The organism is Halorubrum alkaliphilum, assembly GCF_017873815.1.
GTDB lineage: Archaea > Halobacteriota > Halobacteria > Halobacteriales > Haloferacaceae > Halorubrum > Halorubrum alkaliphilum.
The window spans coordinates 25,150-47,362 of record NZ_JAGGKQ010000021.1; the positions used below are offsets into that span (position 1 = coordinate 25,150).

The following is a 22,213-nucleotide window of genomic DNA, read 5'->3' on the forward strand; positions in this document are numbered from 1 at the left end:
AGTAATCGCTGAGGTGTTCACGGTTGGTAGAGAAGGTTCTATACCTTATGTATCACCCGAACGCTAATATGGCTCCGATTGTTACATAAGGTATGAAGCAGCCGTCACCACCCGCCTCGCTCCCGAAGTATCTCGCAGAGGGGCTCCCGAAACAGGATGCGGAGACACTCCATGAGATACAGAACTACGTCGAGGTGCTCATTGAGTATCGCGACCAGTCGGTCGACACTGACGAGCTTCCCGAGGCTGCCGAGCCCGTCGACGAGTCCGAGAGCGCAGAAAGCGGGACCGTCGTCAAAGAGAAAGTCACCTGTGGCGACGACAGCTGTAAATGCGCAAGTGGGAATCCTGCGGATATGCACGGTCCGTATCTCTATCGCTACTATCGTGAAAACGGGACGATGAAATCGGAGTACATCGGGAAGCCGGGAAGCGAGTAGTGGTGTGAGAAGTTTGCCATAACCACCCGTTCGTGCCAACCTGCGGTCCTAGACTTTCCCGCGAAGGGTGTCATCAACGACATCAGCGAACGCAACGTTCTCACGCACCTGTTGCATCTCGACGGTGACGCGGTCTCCGACACTCGTTTCGGGAACGATCACGACGTAACCGTGCTCAACTTTCGCGATCCCGTCACCTTGGTCACCGAGATTCTCGATTTCAACGTCTCGCTGTTCACCTTCCTCGACAGGCGGGCCGTCGTATTCGTGTTGCTGAGCAGCGTGGTCAGCTGACTGAGTGACCTCAGTCGTGTCGGTGGCTTCGGTATCGGACGTCGATGTCGATATGAGCGCAACACGGTATGTTTTATCCTCAGAGAGTGTCCCGGTGGCTATCTCACGGTCTGGCACAGGTATCTGGTAGGTGCCATCGTCCTCCTCAACAGTCGCAGTATACAGTGTTTGGAGCGTCTCAGAAATGTCCATAAATCGCGTATTGTGTTGATTCGTGCCAGCTGACTTGTTTCTAGCGTTTCTAGTGCTCTCAACTGAATACCGTCGGTCTGATCAAGGTTCCCGAGAGACCACTTCAGGACTCATCGCCAGCATCAAACACGGCCGCAAAGTCTTCGAGGAGCTCCTGTGGCGATCGCTCATCACTACGAGACGGGAGTGGAGCTTCCCAGCATTCGATCTCGAGCGTGCGCGCATTCGACACCGACTCCGGTTCGGTTGTCACATTGAAAATCCCGGTATGATAGATCGCCAGCAGTCGCTGCTCATGAACGGTGACGTAATCGATTCCGGCCCGGTCCAGGACTGTTGAAACATTAGTAGGCTCAGATAACGAGACAGAGACGCTTGGAGACGGCGAGTCGGTCATACCAGGTCCTAGGTCTATTCTACTGATAAAACCCAACTTGAGTACGATCCGGATACACCATCTGGCCAGTTGCCGTGGCCGGTCTGTCGTCTCCCAACGAGTACGATAGAACAGTCCTCCCGCAGTCTCGGCCGTGACAGTATCCGCCCAGACGCCGGCTACCCACCAGTTGAACGAGTATGGAAGGATGTCCCGGAGTCAAAGCTAGTGAGCTCGGTAATACGCTGCTCCAGTTCTTCGATTTCAGCTTGGAGCTCGGTTGTGTCTTCGTCGGCACCAGCCAACTGGTCTTTGAGCCCTTGGAGACGTGTTTCTTTCATCTCTTCGTCGACGTCTGCTTTCCGAACATACTCGCTTTCCTCGATATCGTACACATCGGATTCAGAGAGTGACGTTACCTCCAACGCATCGTCGAGTTTGCTCGTATCGACGCTCATCACCCGCTCGGGGTCGATCCCCTCCGCCTCCAGTAGCTCAACGACCGTGTCGTCATCTTTGAGTGTTCGATTTTGGCGGACAGTCCGCTGAACGGAGCCGTATTGACCACTCACGGGTTGATCGTGATGGAGGCGGTCAAGCAAGACGCCACGAACCTCTTGCCGAAGGTCGTTGGCATTGCGCTGGACATCTGACAGCAGCGTATAGAGGTTCACAAGCGTCGGCACGTCTAATTCGGTGAGTGACGTCATGTCGTGCTGCTCGAGCGCATCGATCAACAGGAGCGCGTCTGCGTACACCGGGATATCGGGCTCTTCTCGTGGGCCATCGTCGTGTTCGACCGTGTGCGCATCGACAAGTGGCGACGCTGTTGGCGTCTCGCTTTCAGAGAGGGTGCCGTCCCGGTCATCGATAGTGAATCGCGGATGGAGACTCATGACGGTGGCATACGGTTCAGCTCCGGGTGGGAGGCGATCGAGATCGAACGACCCAGTCGCATCGGCGACACGCTCAAACAGCGTCTCAAACTGCTCTCGCTGGAGCGGGACGGTCTCACTGTCGGCCTGATACTCGATCAGTACTCGGTGTTGCTGGACGTCGGTGATGTGAAACGGCTTCTGAGAGACCGGGGTGAGGAGTGTGGCGTCTGCTGAAAGTTCCTCCACGTTGTCGAGGAGGTTGTCCCACGTCACTCGAAACGACATACTGGCGATTCAGTACTGCGAGACAAAAGCATACGGGCGTACGTGATGGAGCTCACCGTGATTAACCAACAGAAAGCAACAGAAGCGCCAGTCTGTTGGTTAAGATCTTTCGAGCCTAGTGTCACAGCCGACGATAAGTACGGAGTGGGCAGCCCGCCACTATGATCTCTCACAACGTACTTTTCTGAAATGGTGTATAGGAGATCGACGATCTGCTCATGATCGTAGAAGTTTGGAATATCGGCGTAGTATGTGAGTTTCATGACGCTTCAGTCCTCCTGCTTATCGACTGCGCCCCAGTCAGCGAGTCGGCTCTCGACTTCCTTGAGGCGTTCAGTCACCATCGGCGCTCCTTCGAGAGGAGTATCAACTTCAAGCGCCGTTCGGTATAATTCTACAGTCAGTTCTAGCTCTTCAGTCGTTAGCTGTGCCGTGTCATCAAGCCAGTAGCTATCTGCGAGTTTCTTGTACGCATAGGGATCCTCCGGGTACGCTTCGATGAGTGCTTCGAGCTCGGCCCTGCTGTCGGCTATTCTATCCAGTTCCACGAATGAATCGGCGACAAAGTGGTGAAAGTCAAGCAGGAACTCGTCATCAGCGTCCGGGAACTGCTCGCAGACCTCCTGACAGAATTCGAGGCGTTTCTCATGATACGCCGAATTATCCTCAGCCACGCTGGCAAGATCGCTATCAAGCGAGCGAATGAAGGCCTCAAGAGAGAGAAATGCCGGGAGGCGTTGATCTGCTGCTTCGATAGTTGTGAGATCGTCTGGCGTTACAGCGACTGTGTACTCCCAAGCAGTAAGCCATCGGTCACAGGCCTCAACATCGTTTCCCTTCTCTCGGAGGTCGCGTCCCTCCTCTATGAAGTCGTAGATCCGTTCTGTGTTTGGGATATCCGGTATCCAGCGCTTCCAGAGTACCTGTGCCGCCATCCAAATAAAGTCTTGATCGTAGCCTGTGGCATCAACCTCGTATTCGGCTTCCCACTGCTCAGAGAGCGCAGTCGCCGAATTGTGGTTTTCCACCCGCTTCTGAAACGCAGTCTCGTTCGTTTCGATACCGTGGTCTGCGAGTTTCACGGTGATCTCGTCCGTAGAGAGGGCTTTGACGTCGCTGAGTTCCCACGCATCAGCAGGATAGATACCGTTTGATGTATCGTCTGTTTGTTGCTCACGTTGGATGGGTTGGCTGGCATCCGCGTCTGTGTCGTTGCCACTCTCATCTACGCCGTGTTCCTCACCGTATTGCTCGACACGTTTCCGGTCAATCCGGCTCAGTTCGTCACGTTCGTGGGCCTCATAGAGATGTTCACGGAGCGCAGCCTCTTCCTCGAAGGTTTGTTCGCAGTAGTGACAGTCGCTCATTAATCGAGAGCTATACATACGGGTGGAAAAAGTACCAGGTCTCAACAGGATATTCGTGACGAACAACCAGATAACTTGAGCTGTCGGCTCCATCAAAGGGCCGACCTTACCAAGTGATTCGAACACTTTCGCGCTAATCGCTTGGTAAGCCAAGGAACATAGTACAAGATCGCAACACAGAATTCGTCGTGTATCTCGAAGGAGGACGCCGGCGCTAGTCTTGGGGGTAGACGATCTTGTGCGCCGCATTCTCAACGATATTCGCTTTCGGTTATGTCATATCGCACCTCTATTGAGCAAAGTCGGCCCTAAAGGGTCACCGAGAGTCAGATACACGTTTGGCTGATGTGCTGTTTACCTAGCCGAAATTAGATTAGACTCGTCTGCGAACGATGGAACATGAGGGTCGACGAGGAAACCATCCGAAATCGGAGCACGGACGCCGTGTTCGATCGGGGTGAAACGTACCGCAAGGAGGGACGTATCCAACAGCTTGACCGGTTCGAAAACCTCGTTACCGCGGCTGTCAGCGGGTCGAAACTGTACGACGTGACGATAAAGTTCGGTGGGCGCAGTCTCGATACGAAGTGCACCTGTCCGTACGACGGGAGCGGCGACTGCAAACACGTTGTCGCCGTGTTGCTGGATATCGCTGCTGGTCCGCCGGAAGACGAGAGCAAAGGCGTCGAGGAAGTTCTCGACGATGTGTCGGCCGACGACTTACGTGGGTTCGTCCGTGACGTACTCGCCGAACACGCAGAGTTGCGCGAGCGGTTTCTCGCACAGTTCGGCGACGACCATAAGTCAGTTGAGAAGTATCGTGAGGAGATAGCACAACTGTTCGAACAACATGCTGACCCGGTCGTGTTCGAGGCAATCGATTTCTCCCGGTTTTTCGATATCGCCGAGCAGTACCGCGATCGGGACCGGAATCTGGCCGCTGCGACGGTGTATCAGGCCATATTCGAGGAAGTCGATGAGAAATCGAACTGGATCGACGGGGCCTACAACCACTACGCGAAAACCATCCAGACCGCACTCGACGGATACGCCGACTGCGTCCTCGCGACCGATCCGACTCCCGAAGAGTTCGACACGTACGCTGGCGTGCTGGAGAGGCGAGCGACGACAGAGCCACCGATCAACGACGAGCAGTTCTGGCGTGCACTCGACGATCTGGAGGAACGATACGAACAGTGATGGCGTCGAACTCTCGGCATCGGAAAATATTGATATCGCCCTGATATACCGTCTCGTAATGACTGACATCGACCAGTACAAGACCTATCGGGAAGTCGGGACGCAATTGAACAGCGACATCATGGAGGCGTACTCCGACCGCGAGCTGATCGTCGAATCCGCATCGGAACTGGACATCGGATTTGACGGACTGAACCTGGCCTACGAGTTCGAGTCCCAGATGGTGGCTCACTTCGAGTTCGCACTGTACGAATACCGCCGGGACAAGACCACCACGGCGGAACGCTACCTCGAAGCGGAGCGCTGGGAGAGTGAAACCGAACGGGACATTCTCGAAGCCACAGTCGACGCTGACCTCTCCCTGTTCGAGGTCGAATCCATCAGGGAGTCAGAGCCCCGTTTGACGGTAACCGACTTGTTGAACGACCGCGAAGAACTCACGCTTTTGGACGTCAACCTCAGCCGAACCGCAGAGCCGGGGGTCGTGCTGTTTTTCAGACCCGTTCGCTACGACGAGTTCACAACGACCTCGGGTGTCTCGTTTCCGTTCCCCGGCGAGGAGAAGGGCCAACTGCTGGACGAGCACGGCCGCAAGATAGATCCTGACGCGTCGAAATCGGTTTCCCGGCAGCGGTTCGTCACGTTCCACGACTTGTATCGTGACCACGGCATCCACATTCAGTACCGGTGATCAACAATGAGCGAGCCAGCAGACCGATTCGTCATCGAGATCGGAATCGGAACGGTCGCGCATATCATCGATATGGACGCCGGCCAAGACGGAACGGACTCTCGCTTCTCACTCGGGGTCAGTGGTCCCGGCGAGAAGATGTGTAGTCGAGGGAACCGCTATCCAGGAGACAAACGAGTCACATTTGCGGAGTTTGCCTCCCACCACGATATCAATAAAACGGACTTCGAGGGCGACGCACCGGACGAAATCTGCTCGTATTGCTGGTCGAATACACGCGGCGCACTGGCGGACAAACAGGAGCGGGCTGACAACAACGTCTCCGAGAAGATCGGATCTGTCGGGTATCGGCTCCGGTGGAAGCAGAAGGGTCGAGCGCGAGACGAGTGGTACGATATCGTCGTCAGACCCGAGACGACGATGGCAGACCTGGACAGACTCGTGTGTCGGTTCACCACGCTCGATGACTTCCACCTCCGGATGTACGGGCTCGAAGGCGAGTACCTAGACTCCAGCCTCAGAGTGCTTCCCAACCACCAGTACGAGGAAGCGGGTGACCGGACGTATACGAGAGCGAGCGAAATGACGATTACGGACGTCGCCGAACGGGCCCGACTCGGTGAGGGCGACAGACTCAGTCTGGTCTATGACTTCGGGACGCCCTCGCACTACTACTGCATCGTCAAGGAGGTCTACGAACCAGACAGACTTGACGAGGTGCTCGACGGCGACAACGCGATCACGTCGACCGGTACGGCTGCGATCGTCACGGAGAAGCGACCGTGACACAGGAGACAAACAAAGAGCGGAACAAACGCATTCGGAGGGAGATACTGACCGACGCCTACACCGCGAGTGAGCGGGCGATTAGCTGGTGCTACTACCTCGAATGCGAGATGACGTTCCCCTTCCAGGCGCGGTGTGTCGAAGAGAGAGGGATCTCACCGCTACGCGAGGTCGAAAAAGTGCCTGTCGTTGGGATGACGGACGAAGTCGTCAGTAGTCGTGAGATGTTCGTCCTCGTTGAGTGGATGGACAGAGAGTTCGGTGTCCTGTTATCACAACTCGAAGTGCTCGACGTCGATCAGGACACTCGGGACGCAGTCGACGACTGGCACTACTGGAACGGCGACGGCGACCGATTGGGCTGAGTGCGATCAGTCGCGCCCTGTTTCGACGGGCGAGGCGTACTCCTCGGCCAGTTCGACCACGTCGTAGACGTGCATTCCGGTTTTGAACCATAGCACGCGATCCGCGGAGTCTCCGAAGTCCTCGTCGGAACAGTCTAGTCGCTCCGAGACGGCTAACACGAAGTTATCGGCCTCAATCTGCCGAATCTTCGCCAGTTTGGATGTCAGATACTCCGGCGTCCAGAATCCGATGATCTCCATGATTGCTCGCCGCCCATCGGGATGTTCGATGGCGAAATCGGGGATCATCACTTCGGAACCGAGGTCGAAGACATCGTCTTCGCGCTGGAGGTCCCATTCGGTAGTCGCCCGTTCCCACTTCCGTGTAAGCGTTCGCTCGACGTCGCTGTCGAACCGCTGACCGGTGCTGTAATGAGAGACGAGACCATCAGTGTGATCGAGTGTGAACTGTTTGGTGTCACCGGCCGACCCCTCGTCGAGAATCTCTGCGCGCATCTCCCAGCGGTCGCACAGAGGGAGCGCGGGCAGGAAGTTCGCCATCCGGATGCCGTACTTCTGTGATTTGCGAAACAGCGAGACTGGCCCGTCGAGTTCCACCTCGTAGCCCGCTGCCAGATCAGTGCTCGCGACGCGGGTCCCGTCCTGGTCGATGGGATAGATCCGGTGCATCAACCCGAACAGCTTCATGTGACCTCCTCCTCGCCGTAAACGGCGAGGCTTCCCACGGCACCGCACCGCTGGGTTGGGATATTTGCTGGTTGACGACTCGTCGGCGTGACGAGCCGATGGCGGGGCCACACCGCCGTTACTCCTATCCCCCGACAGGGGGACTCAGAGTTATCTTGACCGAGACACCACAGCGGTTCGAGAGGGTGTCTCGAACGTTCTGGATCTCGGAGTCCCGATATTGCGCAGTTGGGTGGGCGGTGAAACCGCCTCGGTGTATGTTATGTTACGATGTGACGCTAAATAAATATCCCCATCAGCGTCAGAACGTGGTCTGTGGAAGACTTGTCGGATTCACTCCCGGCGTAAACGCCGGGATTCTCTCCTCGTAGAAAGATAGCTGAACACCGTTCCGAAGTTGTCCCACACCCGGATGTACATCTTTGGGGCGTCGTAGAGCACGGCCTGTGCCAGTGCCAGATTGTAGCGAGCTAGCAGCCAATCGACTGTCTGCTCGTGCTGGTCGACGTCTGCTTGCTATTCCCCGTTAGTTTCGTGGTCGCTGTACTCTCGCTCTCGTCGGCGTCTTCGACTATCGACTGGTCGCCGAACCGAACCAGCCGCTTGTTGTCCTCCAGATCCGCGTACATACCCCGGTAACACTCCTCGAGTGAGATTCCAAACTCGTCGGCGACCGTACTGTAGATCTCCAGCTTCTGTGTGTCTTCGCCGAGCGTTGGCTGGCGAACGATCGGGTAGCGATCGTTGGCTCGCTCGAACAGTCGCTTCCGGATCTCACGCGGATTGGCAGCCGCCTGTTGCTCGAACTCACACTCGTCTCTGAGGAGTTTCGCCAACCCCTGGACGATCTTGTAGTCGGTATCGGCCACGGTCAGTTCGTCGATCGCATCGTCGAGTTCGCCTTTTGGTTCACCGAGATGGTCCTCAAACAGCGCGATCAACGTGGCTGCTGTCTCTCGATACCGCTCGTCGGAGATATCGATAAACAGCGGGCGGACTTCGCCATCGCGTGTTCGCGACCGGGCGAGGTCAGCTGTCAGCACTACTACTCACTCCCTCACGTCGTCGCTGTGAGACGTACGTCTCCATCGTATTGGTCGCGATAATCTCGTAGAGCCGTGCTGGCTGGCGGTCGTCGGTCGGGCGGAGGATGCGGCCGAGTCGTTGGGCGTACTGTCGTTTCGATGCGCTCCCGGAAAGGATGATGCCCACGTTGGCCGCTGGCACGTCGATCCCCTCGTCGAGCACCTGTGAGGTGGCCAGCATCGAGTACTCGCCGCTCCGGAATCGTTCGAGAATCTCGGTGCGTTCGTCGGTGCCGGTCTGGTGTGTGATACACGGGAGGATGAACTCTTGGGAGATATCATAGGCGAAGTCGTTGTTCGCAGTGAAGATGATGACGCGGTCGTCATGGTGGCGTTTGAGAAGATTATCGAGTGTATCGAGTTTCTTTGTCGCTGTCCGCGCGATACGCTCTGCCCGCTGCTTTGCGACGAGCGCGCGTCGTCCCTGTGGGTCGTAGGACGTGCGTTTAAGAAACTCGGCGTACCCCTGTTCTTTCCAGAGATCGAAGTCGTGACTGTCGACATAATCTCGGTAGATCTGGTACTCATCGTCGTATTCAGTCCGGTCCTCAGGTGTGAGGTCGACAGACATCTGGATGGTTTCGTACTCGCTGAGGAACTCACCGGCGAGGGCGTCGACATCTTCCTCGTGGACGACCGGCCCCATACGGTCTTCGAGTAGCGTCTCTCGTCCGTCGGCGCGTTCGTAGGTCGCAGTCAACCCGAGGCGATAGGGTGCAAGCGTCATTTCGGGAATCTGGAGGTACGTCTCGGCCGCCAAATGGTGGGTTTCGTCGGTGATGAGCAAGCCGAACCGGTCGCCGTACTCGTCGATATAGCGATAGGCGCTGTCGTAGGTAGTGACTGTGAGCGCGCCGATATCGTGACTCCCTCCACCGAGGACGCCGACCTCATCGGTGAGTTGCTCACCGAACGCGTTGGTGAGCGTGGCGTGCCACTGGTTCATCAGATCGATGGTCGGGGTAACGACGAGTGCGCTGACACCGGCGTCGGCGATGGCCTGCAATCCGAGGAACGTCTTCCCGCTGCCGGTCGGGAGGACGACCGTCCCCTTCCGGTCGTGTGTACGCCACGAGTCGAGTGCGGCCTGCTGATACTCACGCGGTTCGATCTGGAGTGCAGGTGTCAGTGCGAGGTCCGGGTACGCTCTGGCAGCGTCTTCGACATCGTGACTGAATCCACTATTGATGGTAGCCTGTCCACCGCCATCGTTCCACTGTCCGGCCCACTCGAGGAGTGCCCGGTACCGATACGCCTGGGCGCGATACGTATCGACGCGATCGTCCCACTCTGCGTGTGGAACCCCCTCAGGCGCGTCGTAGAGCAAGAGCGTTCCCTCGTCGAATTCGATCCGCATTTGGTACGTGAACGCACGACTGTCGGACGATTCAATCTGTCGGGCGCTAGCTGAGTGACAAAGCACCAACTCACGTCAGTGATAGCACAGCGTCACGTTTTGGGGACGTACCATAGTATACAGACACAAAACATGGACTACCCGACTCGGGATGAAATACGATCGCTCTGTACCGAACAGTCCTTCGAGCGCGGTGTCAATTATCACCACCAAGATCGGGTGCAGGAGCTGGATATCGATGGCGACGAGATCAGAGCAACTGTTCGGGGATCCAACTACTACGATGTCACTATCGATCTCGTGGACGATGCGGTCCGGTCTCGTTGCAGTTGTCCGTACAACTACGCGGGCGACTGCAAACACGTCGTCGCGGTCTTGCTCACCGTAGACGACCGAGACACCGAGACGGTGAGCGATCCCGAATGGGACGAGACGGTCGATGTCGAATCGCTGATCGAACAGACGACCGTCGAGGACCTCCGAGCGTTTCTGCGTGACATCGTTGGGGAGGATCAAGATATCCGCGATCGATTCGTCGCGTTCGTCGGCGAAGACCCGGACAAGACTGTCTACGACTACAAACAGGAGATCGATCGTCTGTTCGACGACGCTGTCAGCCGCCGGGGAATGGTCGAACACGACACGCACATCGACTTCTCGCAATACACCGACCTCGCGGAGACACATAGAGAGCGAGGCCACGTCGATACGGCGACAGATGTCTACCGAGCGATTGCCGAGGCAATACGGGAGAATCTGGACCGGGTCGACGACAGCAGCGGGTACTACGGCCGCGAGTTGGAACGCGCTATCGAGTCATATACAGAGACGCTCGCGGAACAGGAGTTCGACCACGAGCGAAAGCAGCCGTATATCCAGTATATCTGTGCGGAGTTCATCGGGGCAGACCACGGGTTCGCCAGCGACTACTACGACGACGCACTCCGAACGCTCTGCACGACGGACGACGATCTCGAATACTGGCTGGAGCAACTCGATGCACACGTGTCCGGTGTCACGCTCGACGCAGTACTGTCGGGAAAGTCACTCTCGAAAGCGGACGACCGACGAGATGAAACTGAAGACAGCGTCGATACATCCGACGGATCAGCGAGAGACGACGATTTCACAGACAATCCCGAGCGGACGGACGACGTTCTCTACGTATCCGATTTTACTGACGGACCGCTCAGTACCGACGAGTTCACCGGTGGAGCAATAGATGTCGAACACTTGGCCGTCGGGACACTGGAACTCGAGTACTTCGTCGGTGACGCGTTCGAGAAGTTACGCATCGATGAACCGACGACCGTCGAGAGACACACCGCTAGCGTTGAACCGACCGAATCAGGAACGACCGACACGAAGATGTCGTCGTCACTCCAGAAGCGTCGGATATTTTCGACCTACGTTTACATCCTCGAAGAACTCGGCGACGAAGACGCCCTCTCGCAACTCTACGAGGAAATCCACCTTGAGAGCAAACGATTCTGCAAAGAGTACGCCCGACGACTGATCGACGAGGGCAACGAAGACCGTGCGATCGAAGTCGTCGAAGGTGGTATCCATACGTTCCGATCGCCTCGTAACCTTCGCTGGCTCGCTGCCGACCTCTACGAGGACCGGGATATGGACGAGTACCGTACCACGCTGAAACAGTTGTTTCTCGATCATATGGAGTGGGCAGCGTACGATGACCTGAACTCGGTCTGTGACGATCAGGAGTGGCAGTCGATCTACGAGGAATTCGAACGGCATTTCGAACGGGACGATAGGAAGGACCTCGTCGCACTGTACGTCCACGACGACGACCTCGAAAAGGCGTTCGTCGAACTGAAAGAGAACGCAGACCTCTCGTCAGTTCGCCAGTACCGTGATCCAGTCGCGACCACTGCGCCGGCCGAGTATTTCGAGCTCTACCGGGAACTGCTCGTCCCGTTTGCCGCCGGCGACACCGGTCGACGACACTACCGAGACATCGCCGACCACTTAGAGGAGATGCAGGGGTTGGTCCCCAAAGCGCGGTTCGAGGAGTTCGTCGGTTTCCTGAAAGACAAGCACTCGAACCGGCCAGCGTTTCTCGACGAACTGAAGAAGGCCGGGTTTTGAGCAATTCCGTGCTGTTCGCTGAACGTTCACCCGTGATACTGAGCCCAGCCCTGATCGATAGTCAAAATCAGAGAGACAGGATTCCAACAACGATCTTTCGGGATACGCGCGAACAGCGCCCGTGGACGATACCCTCTCGGTCGAGACGCGGGACGTGACACTCTCGACCGGAGACTACGCCATCCCGGCCGATTATACACATAATGGTAAACACCCATCAGCCACAGTTCGCGGTCGAATGCAAGTCCGGGCAGGACTTCCTCACCGCACGATTGAGATGGAAATACGCTCAGCACTTTCGGAGATTTCACGCGAGGCAGACAGTCCCACGCCACACGTGTTATCAGGAAGAATTCACGAAATGGTGGGGTGTCCTCAGAAGAGCAGAGGAGGTCGCTGGGTATCCTGAAATTGCTGAAACGGTGGGGGGTGTTGTAGAGAGATGAACACGGAGTCGAAAATCACCCCAACAACAAGACTACGCGTTCGGTCGATCAGCACTGATATGTTCGAAATCGATATCTGCGAACCGAGCCGTATCCTTGAGAACTTCGACAGCGATCTCGGTATCGACCTGGAGCTGGTACTCCCAAGCAGGACCACCGATCGAACCCGCGGTCACCTTTTCGCCTTCGGCGATACCTTGCATGTCGAGTTCACGGAGATGGTCTTTGAAGCGTCGCTGACCGAGTTTGTCGGCATCAATTCGTGAGGCGACACTCTTGTACACGCCGTAGATCGGTTGAGCTCGGACAGGAGCATCCCCGGAAATTTCCAGGGCAGTGAGCGCGGCAAGGGCAAGATGAGCTTGTGTCGTCATTTCACGCATAGCCTCGACGACGGCTTCTCGTTCAACGAGCGCCTGAGCTTCACGAGCGTGCTCTGCACTAACTTGGTTGTCACCGTGTTTATCCGCCAATTCGCCGGCTTTGCGGAGATATTTGATTGCTTGGCGAGCGTCGCCCGTATCTTGTGCCGAAAGTGCAGCGACGAGTGGGATCACATCATCCGTCAGTACACCACTCCGAAACAGATACTCCTGCCCGGATTGGTCGATTTCGACGACAGTTCCCTCCGAAACTCCATCGGCGTCGACTTCGTTGATCGGAGTCAGTTCGGTATCGCGGAACGCCTTCGCTGCGCGCCGGCGGAGGATCTGCTGGAGCTGCGTCGCATCATACGGTGAGAATAGGACGGAATCGTCGTAGAGCGAACTCTTCACTTTCGGACTGAGATTATCCCGCCACTGGAGGTCGTTACTGATGCCGATGATGCTGGGGAAGACGTGGTCCTCAACGTAATCCTGCGCTCGAGCTCGGGGGAGACTGTAGAGAATCCGGTCGTCGTCTCCGAGCGTATCGATTTCGTCGAGGACGATGATGATCGTGCCACCGATCTCGTTCATCGCCTCGAACATCATGTCCATCACGACGTCGGTTGCGTAACCAGTCGGCCGGCTGTTGCCGGTGAGTTCCTGGTAGATACGGGAAGCGGCCTTGTATGACGTTGAGAGATCATGTGATTCACAGGAGACATATGCCGTCGTGAGGTCCAGATGATCGGATTCTTCCTCGGCATGAGCCTGCAGTTCGGAGAGTTTGGCTTTCGCAGCGGCAGTTTTTCCTTGACCGGCCTTCCCGTGGAGGAACACGTTGTTGGCACCGACTCCGCGAGCCGCGGGAGCTAGTGACATATGAAGATCTTCCATCTCGTCAGTTCGTTCGGGGAGATTGTCGGGATGGTATTCCTCACGAAGGACCTCTTCTCGTTGGAAAATAGGCGAGGTATTCGAGAACTGGGTCATATGCGGAATCATCTGAGCAAGAGATAATAAAACCCCGGTTACAGCAATGTCTAGAATGTCGTCAACTAGAGGCTCTAAACGAAATAGACAGACCACACCCCCACCACCGTTTCAGCAATTCTCGTGCGAAAGAGTAGGAACGATCAATCCTGACGGAAACACACGTTATACTACGAAGACACGGTTCTCAACCACTGTTACCTCTATTTTAGTCGGATTAAAGACACAGCGACTCTTATTATATTATATATTCTTTTCCTTTAGTAGTAGTAAGTGTAGTAGTAAGAGAGTAGATAGAGCAGTTACAACAAGTATAACAACCTACATTTGAAGGGTTTATAAGAGAAATAACTCTGGCGGGACTCGTCTTCGTATTCGACCCGATATCTAATTCGGGTGAATTGATGAAACAGTGGTGGGGGTCCCAACGGCATCCGTTACTTCGATTTAACTGTTCATCCGGGAATGTCATGTTTACTTCCTCCGACGAGTTCTTAAGAGACGTGTGTGGTCTCTATTCTTCCGAGGTAGTGTTTCTCAGGTCTCCAAAATCGAGTGTTAACTACTTTACTGTTTTGAGTAACGCACTCACTCGAACTCTAGGGAATAGTGTTCGTCCAGCTGAATTAATTCCTGAAACACTGGTGGGTGTCAGGCGGATTTATATGAGTTAGCGTATCTCTTGCCCCGGAACCGAATTCGTGAATCTACTCTCTCCAGATATGTTTATGACTCTCATTCTCCGATACTCTCGCTAAATTCGTGAAACAGTGGTGGGTGTGTCTCCGATAGCGGTTGCTCAGACTCTTACCAAACGCTGAGAGCAGTTTTGTTCGCGACCGCGTCGGTGGTTACACTCGAACGGATAGTGTGAGAGAGCGGCTGGATCTCAGCGTCGATCTACTGGTGTACAGTTTGAAATACTCGAAGTGCCGGTGTGGGGACGTAGGCGATCAACCTCTTCCAGCACACCCACTACGACCCGCACTCCTCTTGCCAATCACAGCGACTGGCAGCACCGACTCTGTAGTGTGAAACCAGATCGCCGCCCAAGAGAAACGTGTACCCGACAAGTGTATGATCGAGGTAATATCCGACGTTCGGTAGTTAGACAGCAGGATGCTGTGATTAACCAACAAAGATAGCAAAACCCGAAGTATGTTGGTTAAGATCGCTCACTCTCATGGAAAACTGCTGGAAAGACCCATCGCTAATGGAGTCTGTTGTTTCACTTGAAGCAGTGGTGTGTGGGCTCAATAACTGGTATAGATCGCGTCTAACTCTCCACCGTTTCCGCAGCTTTTGTTGACGAGTGATCGCGGGAATCCGCACACCACCATTTCCGAAGCTATTCACGAGAGAACAAGGGGACTACGAAAGAGGCGACGTAATCAGGATGAGGCCGGATCGCCCCAATCTACTCCTCCCTTCCCGGTGGTTGGACGATATCTCCAAGAGATCGAACCAACTCTATCCCGTTCTCGTAGTTAGTCGTCACCCGATACCCTTCTTCATCCTGCTCAACGGCCCCTACGCTGGGATGCGCGAGCAGTTGGAGGGCGGATCGAATCTCTTCGGTGGTTGGGATATCGTTCGAGTCCTCCATGCCCACGACGATCCACCGGACGTCCTCCGCTGTCTCTACGGCTCCGTCGGCACGCTCGAGAGCTCGGATGACCGCAAGCAGGGTTTCTCCAGCATCGATCCGGTCCTGGATGTACTGAGGAGGTCGAGTCTGTCGTCCTGGAAGGCTCCTGAGCGTGTCAAGAGGGCCAATATCTCCTCGTGTGGGACGGCATACTCGTCCCGGCGATCGAGCAGCTCGACGATGTCGTCAACGGCGATGGTCGTTAGCTCGGTCGTTTCGGCGTTATCGATCACCTTCGGAGCAAAGCCTGGGGCGACCACGATGGCGTGATCAGCCCCACGCTGGCGCCGGTGTTTGTCCACGTTGGTGACCTCTAGAAAGTTGACTCGCCCGTTCCCTCGGGCCTTCACTTCGACAACGACGTGTTCGGGGGATCGGATCTCCACGTCGGTATCACCCCCTCCTTCGATCCAGTCGGCGGCACAGCCCAGCCGAGAGAAAGCCTTCGCAACGAGTTTCTCGAACTCCTCGTGGGCGTTCCCGTCCGTGCTGGCCGCCCGGAGCTGGTCGGCGAGGTCGGGAGTTGGTCCGTCGTCTTCATCGTCGACGGGGTGAACACGTTCGCCGGCATCGGTCAGGTCGGCAATGGCAGTCTCGACTGATTCCTCGCCAGAGAGTTGGTTGAGGCGCTTGTCAGCGACCCGGGTGAATCCCTGCGGGCGGTAGGTCTCGTCGTAGCCAACGAGTTCGTTGAATTCCTCAATGTCGACGTCAACCTCCTCAATATCGGTGAGGAAAGTCATGTACTCCCAGGGGCTTTCCTCGTTCCAGCGACCGTGTTCAACGTTCTCTCTCCAGAGATACTCCGCAAGGTCGGGGTCGTGTCGGAGTTGGAGGACTTGTGCCCTCGCGACGAACGCGCCATCGTGGTAGACGAGCGCGATATCGTTGCGTTCGACGTTTCGCCACGTCCCGTCTACTGAGGTACCCCAGACGTGGACGAGATGTCGTCAGATGTCGTCCGAAATAGTTCGAGGTCCTCGTTATTGAGATAAGACTCAATATCCGCAATTGGGTGCCCATCTCGGATGAACTGTTTGTAGTCCTCAAACGCGTCGTCGCGACCAGCGGGGAGGATCACGATTCCGGTCATGCTTGAGTGAAAATCATTGGTGGGAAACAAGTAATTGGCTACAACTTCATTGACTCTGTTAATATCCTAAGGAGCTGATAGAATTGGTGTGCGAGATACAGAGGGTGAGCCCAGTATTTTCCCCAATTATTTCACGTTCCTATTGATGAATCAGCCGCTCGGTACTTCAACCTTACATACCGCTCCGCATACTTCTGAGGGTTAGGTACCAAATATCTTTGTTCTAGGACTGTTTGATAGTAAATAAGCTATGTACCGTTATTCCGGCTTGGGCCAGCAGCAGAACTGGTGGCGAGTTCGAATCGGCACCGACAGGACCAATTGCTGTATCTCTGTGGTCGAATAATGATCGCTTCTTCCCCAGTCATCGATTCGTCGACGGTGTTGCTCGTCGGAACAGACGACTGGCTCACGCGATTCGCCACGACGCTCGAGGCACGGACTAACGCGACTGTGCATACAGCCGAGGGCAAAACGGAGGCGCTTGACATCGTGGAAAAGGGGACCGCTGACTGTCTCATTAGTGAGTACGCACTCAAAGAGATGACCGGACTCGATCTCCTTAGAGAGATCCGCGAGGAAACGACTGCGCTACCAGTACTACTGGGTACTACTGCCGGGAACGAGGCCATTGCCAGCGAGGCGATCGGAGCCGGTGTCAGCGATTACATCGCACTCGTGGAACCAGTTGAGGAGATGGCCGACGAACTCATCGAGCGAACTGAGTGTGTCCTCCGATCTGCTCAGCGGTCGGCCACACAACGGGAGCGAGCCAGACAGTTTGACGCGATATTTAACGATTTGCGGACCGCAACGTGGGTGCTTGACCAGGATGGTGCACTCACCCGTGTGAACGAAACCGCACGGGAGATGATCGATACAGACGTCGAATCGGTCGTTGGCGAACCCTTCGAGACACTTCCGTGGTGGTCACAGACCGATACAACGAACACAGATATCCAACAGATCGTGGAGGACGCACTAGGTAACAAATTTGGCAACGCGGTCGTCACACAGCCGCTACATATCGAGGACCCGCGCGTGATCGATCTCTCTGTGCGCCCAGTCGAAAACGAACGTGGCGAGGTCGTTTCAATTGTCGTTGAAGGCGTCGACATCACCGAGCGTGTCGACCTCGAACGTAGCCTCCGTCAGTCAGAGGAACTCCACCGTGTTACGCTGAACAACATGACCGACACGGTTCTCATCACGAACGAAGACGGCGGGTACACCTATGTCTGTCCCAACGTCCACTTCATCTTCGGCTACACGGCCGATGAGATTCACGAGCAAGGAACGATCGACGACCTCCTGGGTGAGGATCTCTTCGACCGTGCCGAACTCGCGAAAGACGGTGTTCTCAAGAACATCGAAACCACGGCCACGGACAAGGCTGGTCGCGAACACACGCTCTTGGTCAACGTTCGCGAAGTCTCAATTCAGGACGGAAGCCTCCTCTTCAGCTGTCGGGATATCACGAAACGCAAGCAGCGTGAGGAAGCACTCGCAACGCTCCATGAGACGGCCCGGGATTTCCTCTACGCCGAGACTCACCAAGAGATTGCCCAGCATATCGTCGACGATAGTCCTAGTGTACTAAACCTGAATGCGAGTGCGGTCTATCTCTTTGATGCCGATACCAACAATCTCCGACCCGCAGCGCACTCGGCCACAATAAAAAAACTCAACGGACCGCTCCCCACTGTTCATGCCGACGGAGAAACACTTCCAAGTTACAGTTTTGTCGAGGACGAAGCATTGTTTTTCGACGATGTACACGAGACTGACCGACTCGAAAACCGGGCGACTGACCTTCGCAGTGTAGCCTACATTCCACTTGGCGATCACGGGGTATTCATCGCTGGTTCAGACCACGTTGGCGTCTTCGACGACGTAACCCGGGAACTGGCCGATCTACTCGCCGCAACCGCTGAGGCAGCCCTCGACCGCATTACACGAGAGTCCCGACTCCGTGAACAGGATCGCACACTCCAGCAGCAAAACGAACAGCTCACCGCTCTGAACCGCATCAACGAGACGATTCGTGAGATCGATCAAGCAGTCGTACAAGCCGAAACGCGGGATGAGATCGATCATACCGTCTGTGAACTGTTGACTGCCGATGATCGGTTCAGATTCGCCTGGATAGGTACGGTTGACCCGACGACCGACACTATCGAGCCACGGGCCTGGGCTGGCTCCGAACAGGGATATCTGGATAGTCAGTCATTTGCCGTCGACATAGAAAATACAGAGCCAGCTGGACAAACCGCGGCCACTGGCGACGTGACTATGGTGTCGAACGTCGCTGCCGGGCTCCGTGATGAACTATGGCGTAAAGACGCGCTCGCTCGTGACTACCTATCTGTATTGAGCATTCCCCTCGTATACAACGACCTCACGCACGGCGTCCTGACGGTCTACGCGCCGACCCAAGATGCGTTCGACGACACGACGAAGACCGTCCTAGCCGAACTCGGCGAAACAATTGCGTCTGCTCTCAGTGCGATCGAGCGGAAAAATGCGCTACTTACGACATCGATGACGCGTGTCGAGTTCACCATCGATGATCCGGTCTTCGTCCTCTCACGACTTGCGAAGGACGCTGGGTGTACTCTCTCGTACCAGGGGGGAGTCCAGCAATCCAGAGAGGGGAGTTATGTGTTCGTCACCGTTGAAGACGCATCGCTGGAAGACGTCGTAGAAGCTGCCTCGCAGTTGGTTGCTATCGGTGATGTCCAGACGATCAGCACCGAGGATGAAGGCGGCGTTCTACGACTCCGGCTTACACAGCCGTTTCTCGCCTTAGAACTGGCCGATCATGGCGCCGTGTTTCGTGAAGCGACGGCTGATCCGATCACGACGACACTCGTCATCGATATCCCGGACAGTATCGACGTCCGAACGATCACGCAACTCGTTCGCGAGACGTTTTCCACTGTCGAACTCCGTTCCAAACAGACACACGACCAGACCGCTGCACACGATCTCTATTCGAAATTCCTCGACAAGCTAACCGAGCGACAACTCGAGGTGATCCAAACCGCATACTACAGTGGGTATTTCGAATCGCCACGCGAGAGCACCGGGGAAGACGTTGCAGCGACGTTAGGAATTTCTCCGCCCGCATTCTATACACACGCTCGGACCGTCCAGCGCAAACTTTTTGCGACGATTTTTGAAGAGAACAACCTCCCTATCGCTGCTTCTGTTAAGACGGTTGAATAACAAACTATGGATCATTAAGATGGTTTGTTAATCAACAGCCCAATATTCCCTTATACACTTATTATCTATATGTAGAGTGCCCTGGTCCGTGTGCTGGCACTCGTGAACTCACTATGAAAGATATCGACCCTGAAACAGACGAAGAAACCACATACGAGTGCTTCGAGTGTGGAAAAATCATCATCGCAGAGACCAGCCCCAGCCAGTGTCCCGACTGTAGTGGATCGATGCGAAACCGTCAAATGCCGCTCGAATGACTATGGCCTCCAAAGCCGATACTACCCGCGACGAGTCAGGCGACGAGGCGGAATCATCGATCGAGTCGGAATCTGCGCTCGAAACGGCCCGTCGCCAGCTGTACCAAGCTGCCGATCACCTCGACATTGATCCGAACGTCGTCGAGCGTCTTAAACACCCTAAAAAGGTTCACGAGGTGACGATCCCCATCGAGCGGGACGACGGAACTGTCGAAGTGTTCACGGGCTATCGAGCCCAACATGACAGCGTCAGAGGTCCGTACAAGGGTGGGCTTCGGTACCACCCGCACGTCACCCGAGACGAGTGTGTCGGACTCGGTATGTGGATGACCTGGAAGTGTGCCGTTATGGACCTGCCCTTCGGCGGGGCCAAAGGCGGCGTCGCTGTCAATCCAAAGGACCTGAGTTCGGACGAAAAGGAGCGGCTCACTCGTCGGTTCGCGCAGGAACTTCGTGATGCCATCGGCCCCAATCAGGATATTCCCGCGCCTGATATGGGAACGGATCCACAAACTATGGCGTGGTTGATGGACGCGTACTCGATGCAAGAAGGTGAGACAACACCGGGTGTTGTCACCGGCAAACCGCCGATCGTTGGCGGCAGTAAAGGGCGTGAAGAAGCCCCTGGTCGAAGTGTCGCGATCATCACGCAGTTAGTCTGCGAGTACTACGACCGGGAACTCACAGACACAACTGTCGCAGTCCAGGGCTACGGGAGCGTCGGGGCGAATGCCGCACGATTGCTGGACGAGTGGGGCGCGACCGTCGTCGCGATCAGCGACGTGAATGGGGCGATGTACGATCCTGAGGGGATCGATACAGCTTCTGTCCCGTCACACGATGAGGAACCGGAAGCCGTCACCACGTATGCGGACACCGTAATCTCGAACGACGAATTGCTCACACTCGACGTCGACGTACTCATTCCAGCGGCACTGGGGAATGTGATCACCGAAGAGAATGCGGAGGCGATCGCTACAGACATCGTCGTCGAAGGCGCTAATGGCCCGACGACCTCGACGGCCGATTCGATCCTCGCAGAGCGAGATATCGCGGTGATTCCCGATATTCTCGCCAATGCGGGCGGCGTTACAGTGAGCTATTTCGAATGGCTCCAGGACATCAATCGGCGGTCCTGGTCGCTCGAACGGGTGAACAACGAACTCGAAACGGAGATGCAGGCCGCCTGGCAGGCCGTCCAGACAGAGTTCGAACACCGAGACGTCACCTGGCGAGATGCAGCCTACATCGTGGCACTCACACGTATTGCTGAGGCCCACGAGGCACGAGGCCTCTGGCCCTAACTCAAGTTAGACATGACGGTGAGACAACCAGGCCCGATAACGCGTAATCACCCATCCTATTTATGAATAGTTCACTATTCATGCTCTTCAGAATCAGACAGAGCCAATATCTAATTAACCAACAAAACTATAGATAGGCGGTCTGTGTTGGTTAACGTAAGAGCAGCCGATGTCCTACGAACCCCCGATCCCACCGGCGAACCTCCCGACGGAGGTCGTCAACGCGCTCAACGAGTCGACTCCAGACCATCTTCGAGAGGTGGCCACGTACGCTGAAGTGCTAGCCGAGCACAAGGAACAGTCGATCACATCGACAGGCGCGTGATCTTGTCTGATGGCGGTGAACCAGATCGAACTGGTCGTGGAGCGTCTCCGAAGCGCTGGTGAGCCCGGTCTCCGGGATGGACCGTCGCTGTCGGCGGCGGACCGCCGCCGACGCGACAGCGTCGCCACTCACGATCCCTGTCCGGATCGGTGGACAGCTACCGGAAGAACCGGTCGTCTAATGGTTGATTCGCTGGAACAGCCCTGCGCACACCAAGCGCTGTCCAAGCGGCCCGCAGCACCATCTCACAGAACTCCGTGAACGGCCATCTCCAGAGGCGGCGCCCCCCGCGGCGGGGCGCCGCCACGTACCGCCAGTGTAGATACCGCCAGCTATTCTGGAGCAGCAGGCTCACCACAAACATCACCAGCCGTAGCCCAGCGTCCTGAGAACTGGTGAATGCGAGGCTCTGCTTGGCTAATCGGTAGCTCGACTCGATGCC

18 protein-coding genes and 3 pseudogenes are annotated in these 22,213 nt (G+C 55.9%); 10 read left to right on the plus strand and 11 right to left on the minus strand.

The features are described from left to right. Nucleotides 1-92: 92 nt before the first annotated feature. Nucleotides 93-440, plus strand: coding sequence for a DUF6788 family protein (locus tag J2751_RS12020; protein ID WP_209486335.1), 348 nt, complete (start codon nt 93-95; stop codon nt 438-440). Nucleotides 441-488: 48 nt separating this feature from the next. Here the strand turns inward: J2751_RS12020 and J2751_RS12025 are convergent, their stop codons facing one another. From J2751_RS12025 to J2751_RS12040, 4 genes are all read right to left on the minus strand, one after another. After that, nucleotides 489-926 carry a TRAM domain-containing protein gene (locus tag J2751_RS12025; RefSeq protein ID WP_209486336.1) on the minus strand — a complete coding sequence of 146 codons (438 nt, stop codon included), beginning with the start codon at nt 924-926 and terminating at the stop codon, nt 489-491. 103 nt (nt 927-1,029) lie between these two features. Next, on the minus strand, nt 1,030-1,323 hold the full coding sequence (locus J2751_RS12030; RefSeq protein WP_127341344.1) for a hypothetical protein: 294 nt from the start codon (nt 1,321-1,323) through the stop codon (nt 1,030-1,032). Nucleotides 1,324-1,481: 158 nt separating this feature from the next. Further along, on the minus strand, nt 1,482-2,465 hold the full coding sequence (locus J2751_RS12035; protein ID WP_209486337.1) for a PD-(D/E)XK nuclease family protein: 984 nt from the start codon (nt 2,463-2,465) through the stop codon (nt 1,482-1,484). Nucleotides 2,466-2,734: 269 nt separating this feature from the next. Beyond that, the gene (locus tag J2751_RS12040; RefSeq protein ID WP_209486338.1) at nt 2,735-3,832 is read right to left on the minus strand and encodes a tetratricopeptide repeat protein; all 1,098 of its coding nucleotides are present in this window, start codon (nt 3,830-3,832) and stop codon (nt 2,735-2,737) included. Nucleotides 3,833-4,231: 399 nt separating this feature from the next. Between J2751_RS12040 and J2751_RS12045 the strand changes: the two genes are divergently transcribed. From J2751_RS12045 to J2751_RS12060, 4 genes are read left to right on the plus strand one after another with little or no spacing between them, the layout of a single operon-like run. Then, a complete protein-coding gene (locus J2751_RS12045; protein WP_209486339.1) occupies nt 4,232-5,032 on the plus strand; it encodes an SWIM zinc finger family protein in 801 nt (266 codons plus the stop codon). Nucleotides 5,033-5,090: 58 nt separating this feature from the next. Continuing rightward, a complete protein-coding gene (locus J2751_RS12050; RefSeq protein WP_007997466.1) occupies nt 5,091-5,723 on the plus strand; it encodes a hypothetical protein in 633 nt (210 codons plus the stop codon). 6 nt (nt 5,724-5,729) lie between these two features. Next, nucleotides 5,730-6,509 (plus strand): hypothetical protein, encoded by a 780-nt coding sequence (locus J2751_RS12055; RefSeq protein WP_007997468.1) that lies wholly within the window; start codon nt 5,730-5,732, stop codon nt 6,507-6,509. Further along, the gene (locus J2751_RS12060) at nt 6,506-6,874 is read left to right on the plus strand and encodes a calcium-binding protein (protein ID WP_209486340.1); all 369 of its coding nucleotides are present in this window, start codon (nt 6,506-6,508) and stop codon (nt 6,872-6,874) included. Before J2751_RS12055 ends, J2751_RS12060 begins: the two co-directional genes overlap by 4 nt. A 6-nt stretch (nt 6,875-6,880) precedes the next feature. Here J2751_RS12060 and J2751_RS12065 read toward each other — a convergent pair. From J2751_RS12065 to J2751_RS12075, 3 genes and pseudogenes are all read right to left on the minus strand, one after another. After that, nucleotides 6,881-7,564 (minus strand): annotated as a pseudogene (locus J2751_RS12065) (DUF790 family protein); the annotation flags it as partial. Nucleotides 7,565-7,933: 369 nt separating this feature from the next. Beyond that, nucleotides 7,934-8,604 (minus strand): annotated as a pseudogene (locus J2751_RS12070) (DUF790 family protein); the annotation flags it as partial. Continuing rightward, on the minus strand, nt 8,591-10,003 hold the full coding sequence (locus J2751_RS12075; RefSeq protein ID WP_209486341.1) for a DEAD/DEAH box helicase: 1,413 nt from the start codon (nt 10,001-10,003) through the stop codon (nt 8,591-8,593). The gene J2751_RS12075 and the pseudogene J2751_RS12070, both read right to left, overlap by 14 nt. A 132-nt stretch (nt 10,004-10,135) precedes the next feature. Here J2751_RS12075 and J2751_RS12080 point away from each other — a divergent pair, with 132 nt between their 5' ends. Next, nucleotides 10,136-12,112 carry an SWIM zinc finger family protein gene (locus J2751_RS12080; RefSeq protein ID WP_209486342.1) on the plus strand — a complete coding sequence of 659 codons (1,977 nt, stop codon included), beginning with the start codon at nt 10,136-10,138 and terminating at the stop codon, nt 12,110-12,112. Nucleotides 12,113-12,590: 478 nt separating this feature from the next. Here the strand turns inward: J2751_RS12080 and J2751_RS12085 are convergent, their stop codons facing one another. The 3 genes from J2751_RS12085 to J2751_RS15590 all read right to left on the minus strand — a co-directional run bounded on the left by J2751_RS12085 (nt 12,591) and on the right by J2751_RS15590 (nt 16,307). Beyond that, nucleotides 12,591-13,916: a Cdc6/Cdc18 family protein gene (locus J2751_RS12085; protein WP_209486343.1), complete on the minus strand. Its 1,326-nt coding sequence runs from the start codon at nt 13,914-13,916 to the stop codon at nt 12,591-12,593. A 1,417-nt stretch (nt 13,917-15,333) separates the two neighbouring features. Continuing rightward, a complete protein-coding gene (locus J2751_RS15585) occupies nt 15,334-15,528 on the minus strand; it encodes a hypothetical protein (protein ID WP_245202765.1) in 195 nt (64 codons plus the stop codon). 29 nt (nt 15,529-15,557) lie between these two features. Next, complete coding sequence (locus J2751_RS15590) at nt 15,558-16,307, minus strand: restriction endonuclease (protein WP_245202766.1); 750 nt, start codon at nt 16,305-16,307, stop codon at nt 15,558-15,560. A gap of 695 nt (nt 16,308-17,002) precedes the next feature. On the opposite strand from J2751_RS15590, the gene J2751_RS12095 reads away from it, so the two are divergent. From J2751_RS12095 to J2751_RS12110, 4 genes are all read left to right on the plus strand, one after another. Continuing rightward, nucleotides 17,003-19,885, plus strand: coding sequence for a bacterio-opsin activator domain-containing protein (locus J2751_RS12095; RefSeq protein WP_209486344.1), 2,883 nt, complete (start codon nt 17,003-17,005; stop codon nt 19,883-19,885). Between the two features lie 113 nt (nt 19,886-19,998). Next, a complete protein-coding gene (locus J2751_RS12100; RefSeq protein ID WP_143420708.1) occupies nt 19,999-20,142 on the plus strand; it encodes a rubrerythrin-like domain-containing protein in 144 nt (47 codons plus the stop codon). Nucleotides 20,143-20,144: 2 nt separating this feature from the next. Continuing rightward, nucleotides 20,145-21,446, plus strand: a complete 1,302-nt coding sequence (gdhB, locus tag J2751_RS12105; RefSeq protein ID WP_394357396.1) for a glutamate dehydrogenase GdhB — start codon at nt 20,145-20,147, stop codon at nt 21,444-21,446. Nucleotides 21,447-21,615: 169 nt separating this feature from the next. Then, complete coding sequence (locus tag J2751_RS12110) at nt 21,616-21,771, plus strand: hypothetical protein (RefSeq protein WP_209486351.1); 156 nt, start codon at nt 21,616-21,618, stop codon at nt 21,769-21,771. A gap of 157 nt (nt 21,772-21,928) precedes the next feature. Here the strand turns inward: J2751_RS12110 and J2751_RS12115 are convergent. Continuing rightward, nucleotides 21,929-22,213 (minus strand): annotated as a pseudogene (locus tag J2751_RS12115) (ISH3 family transposase); the annotation flags it as partial.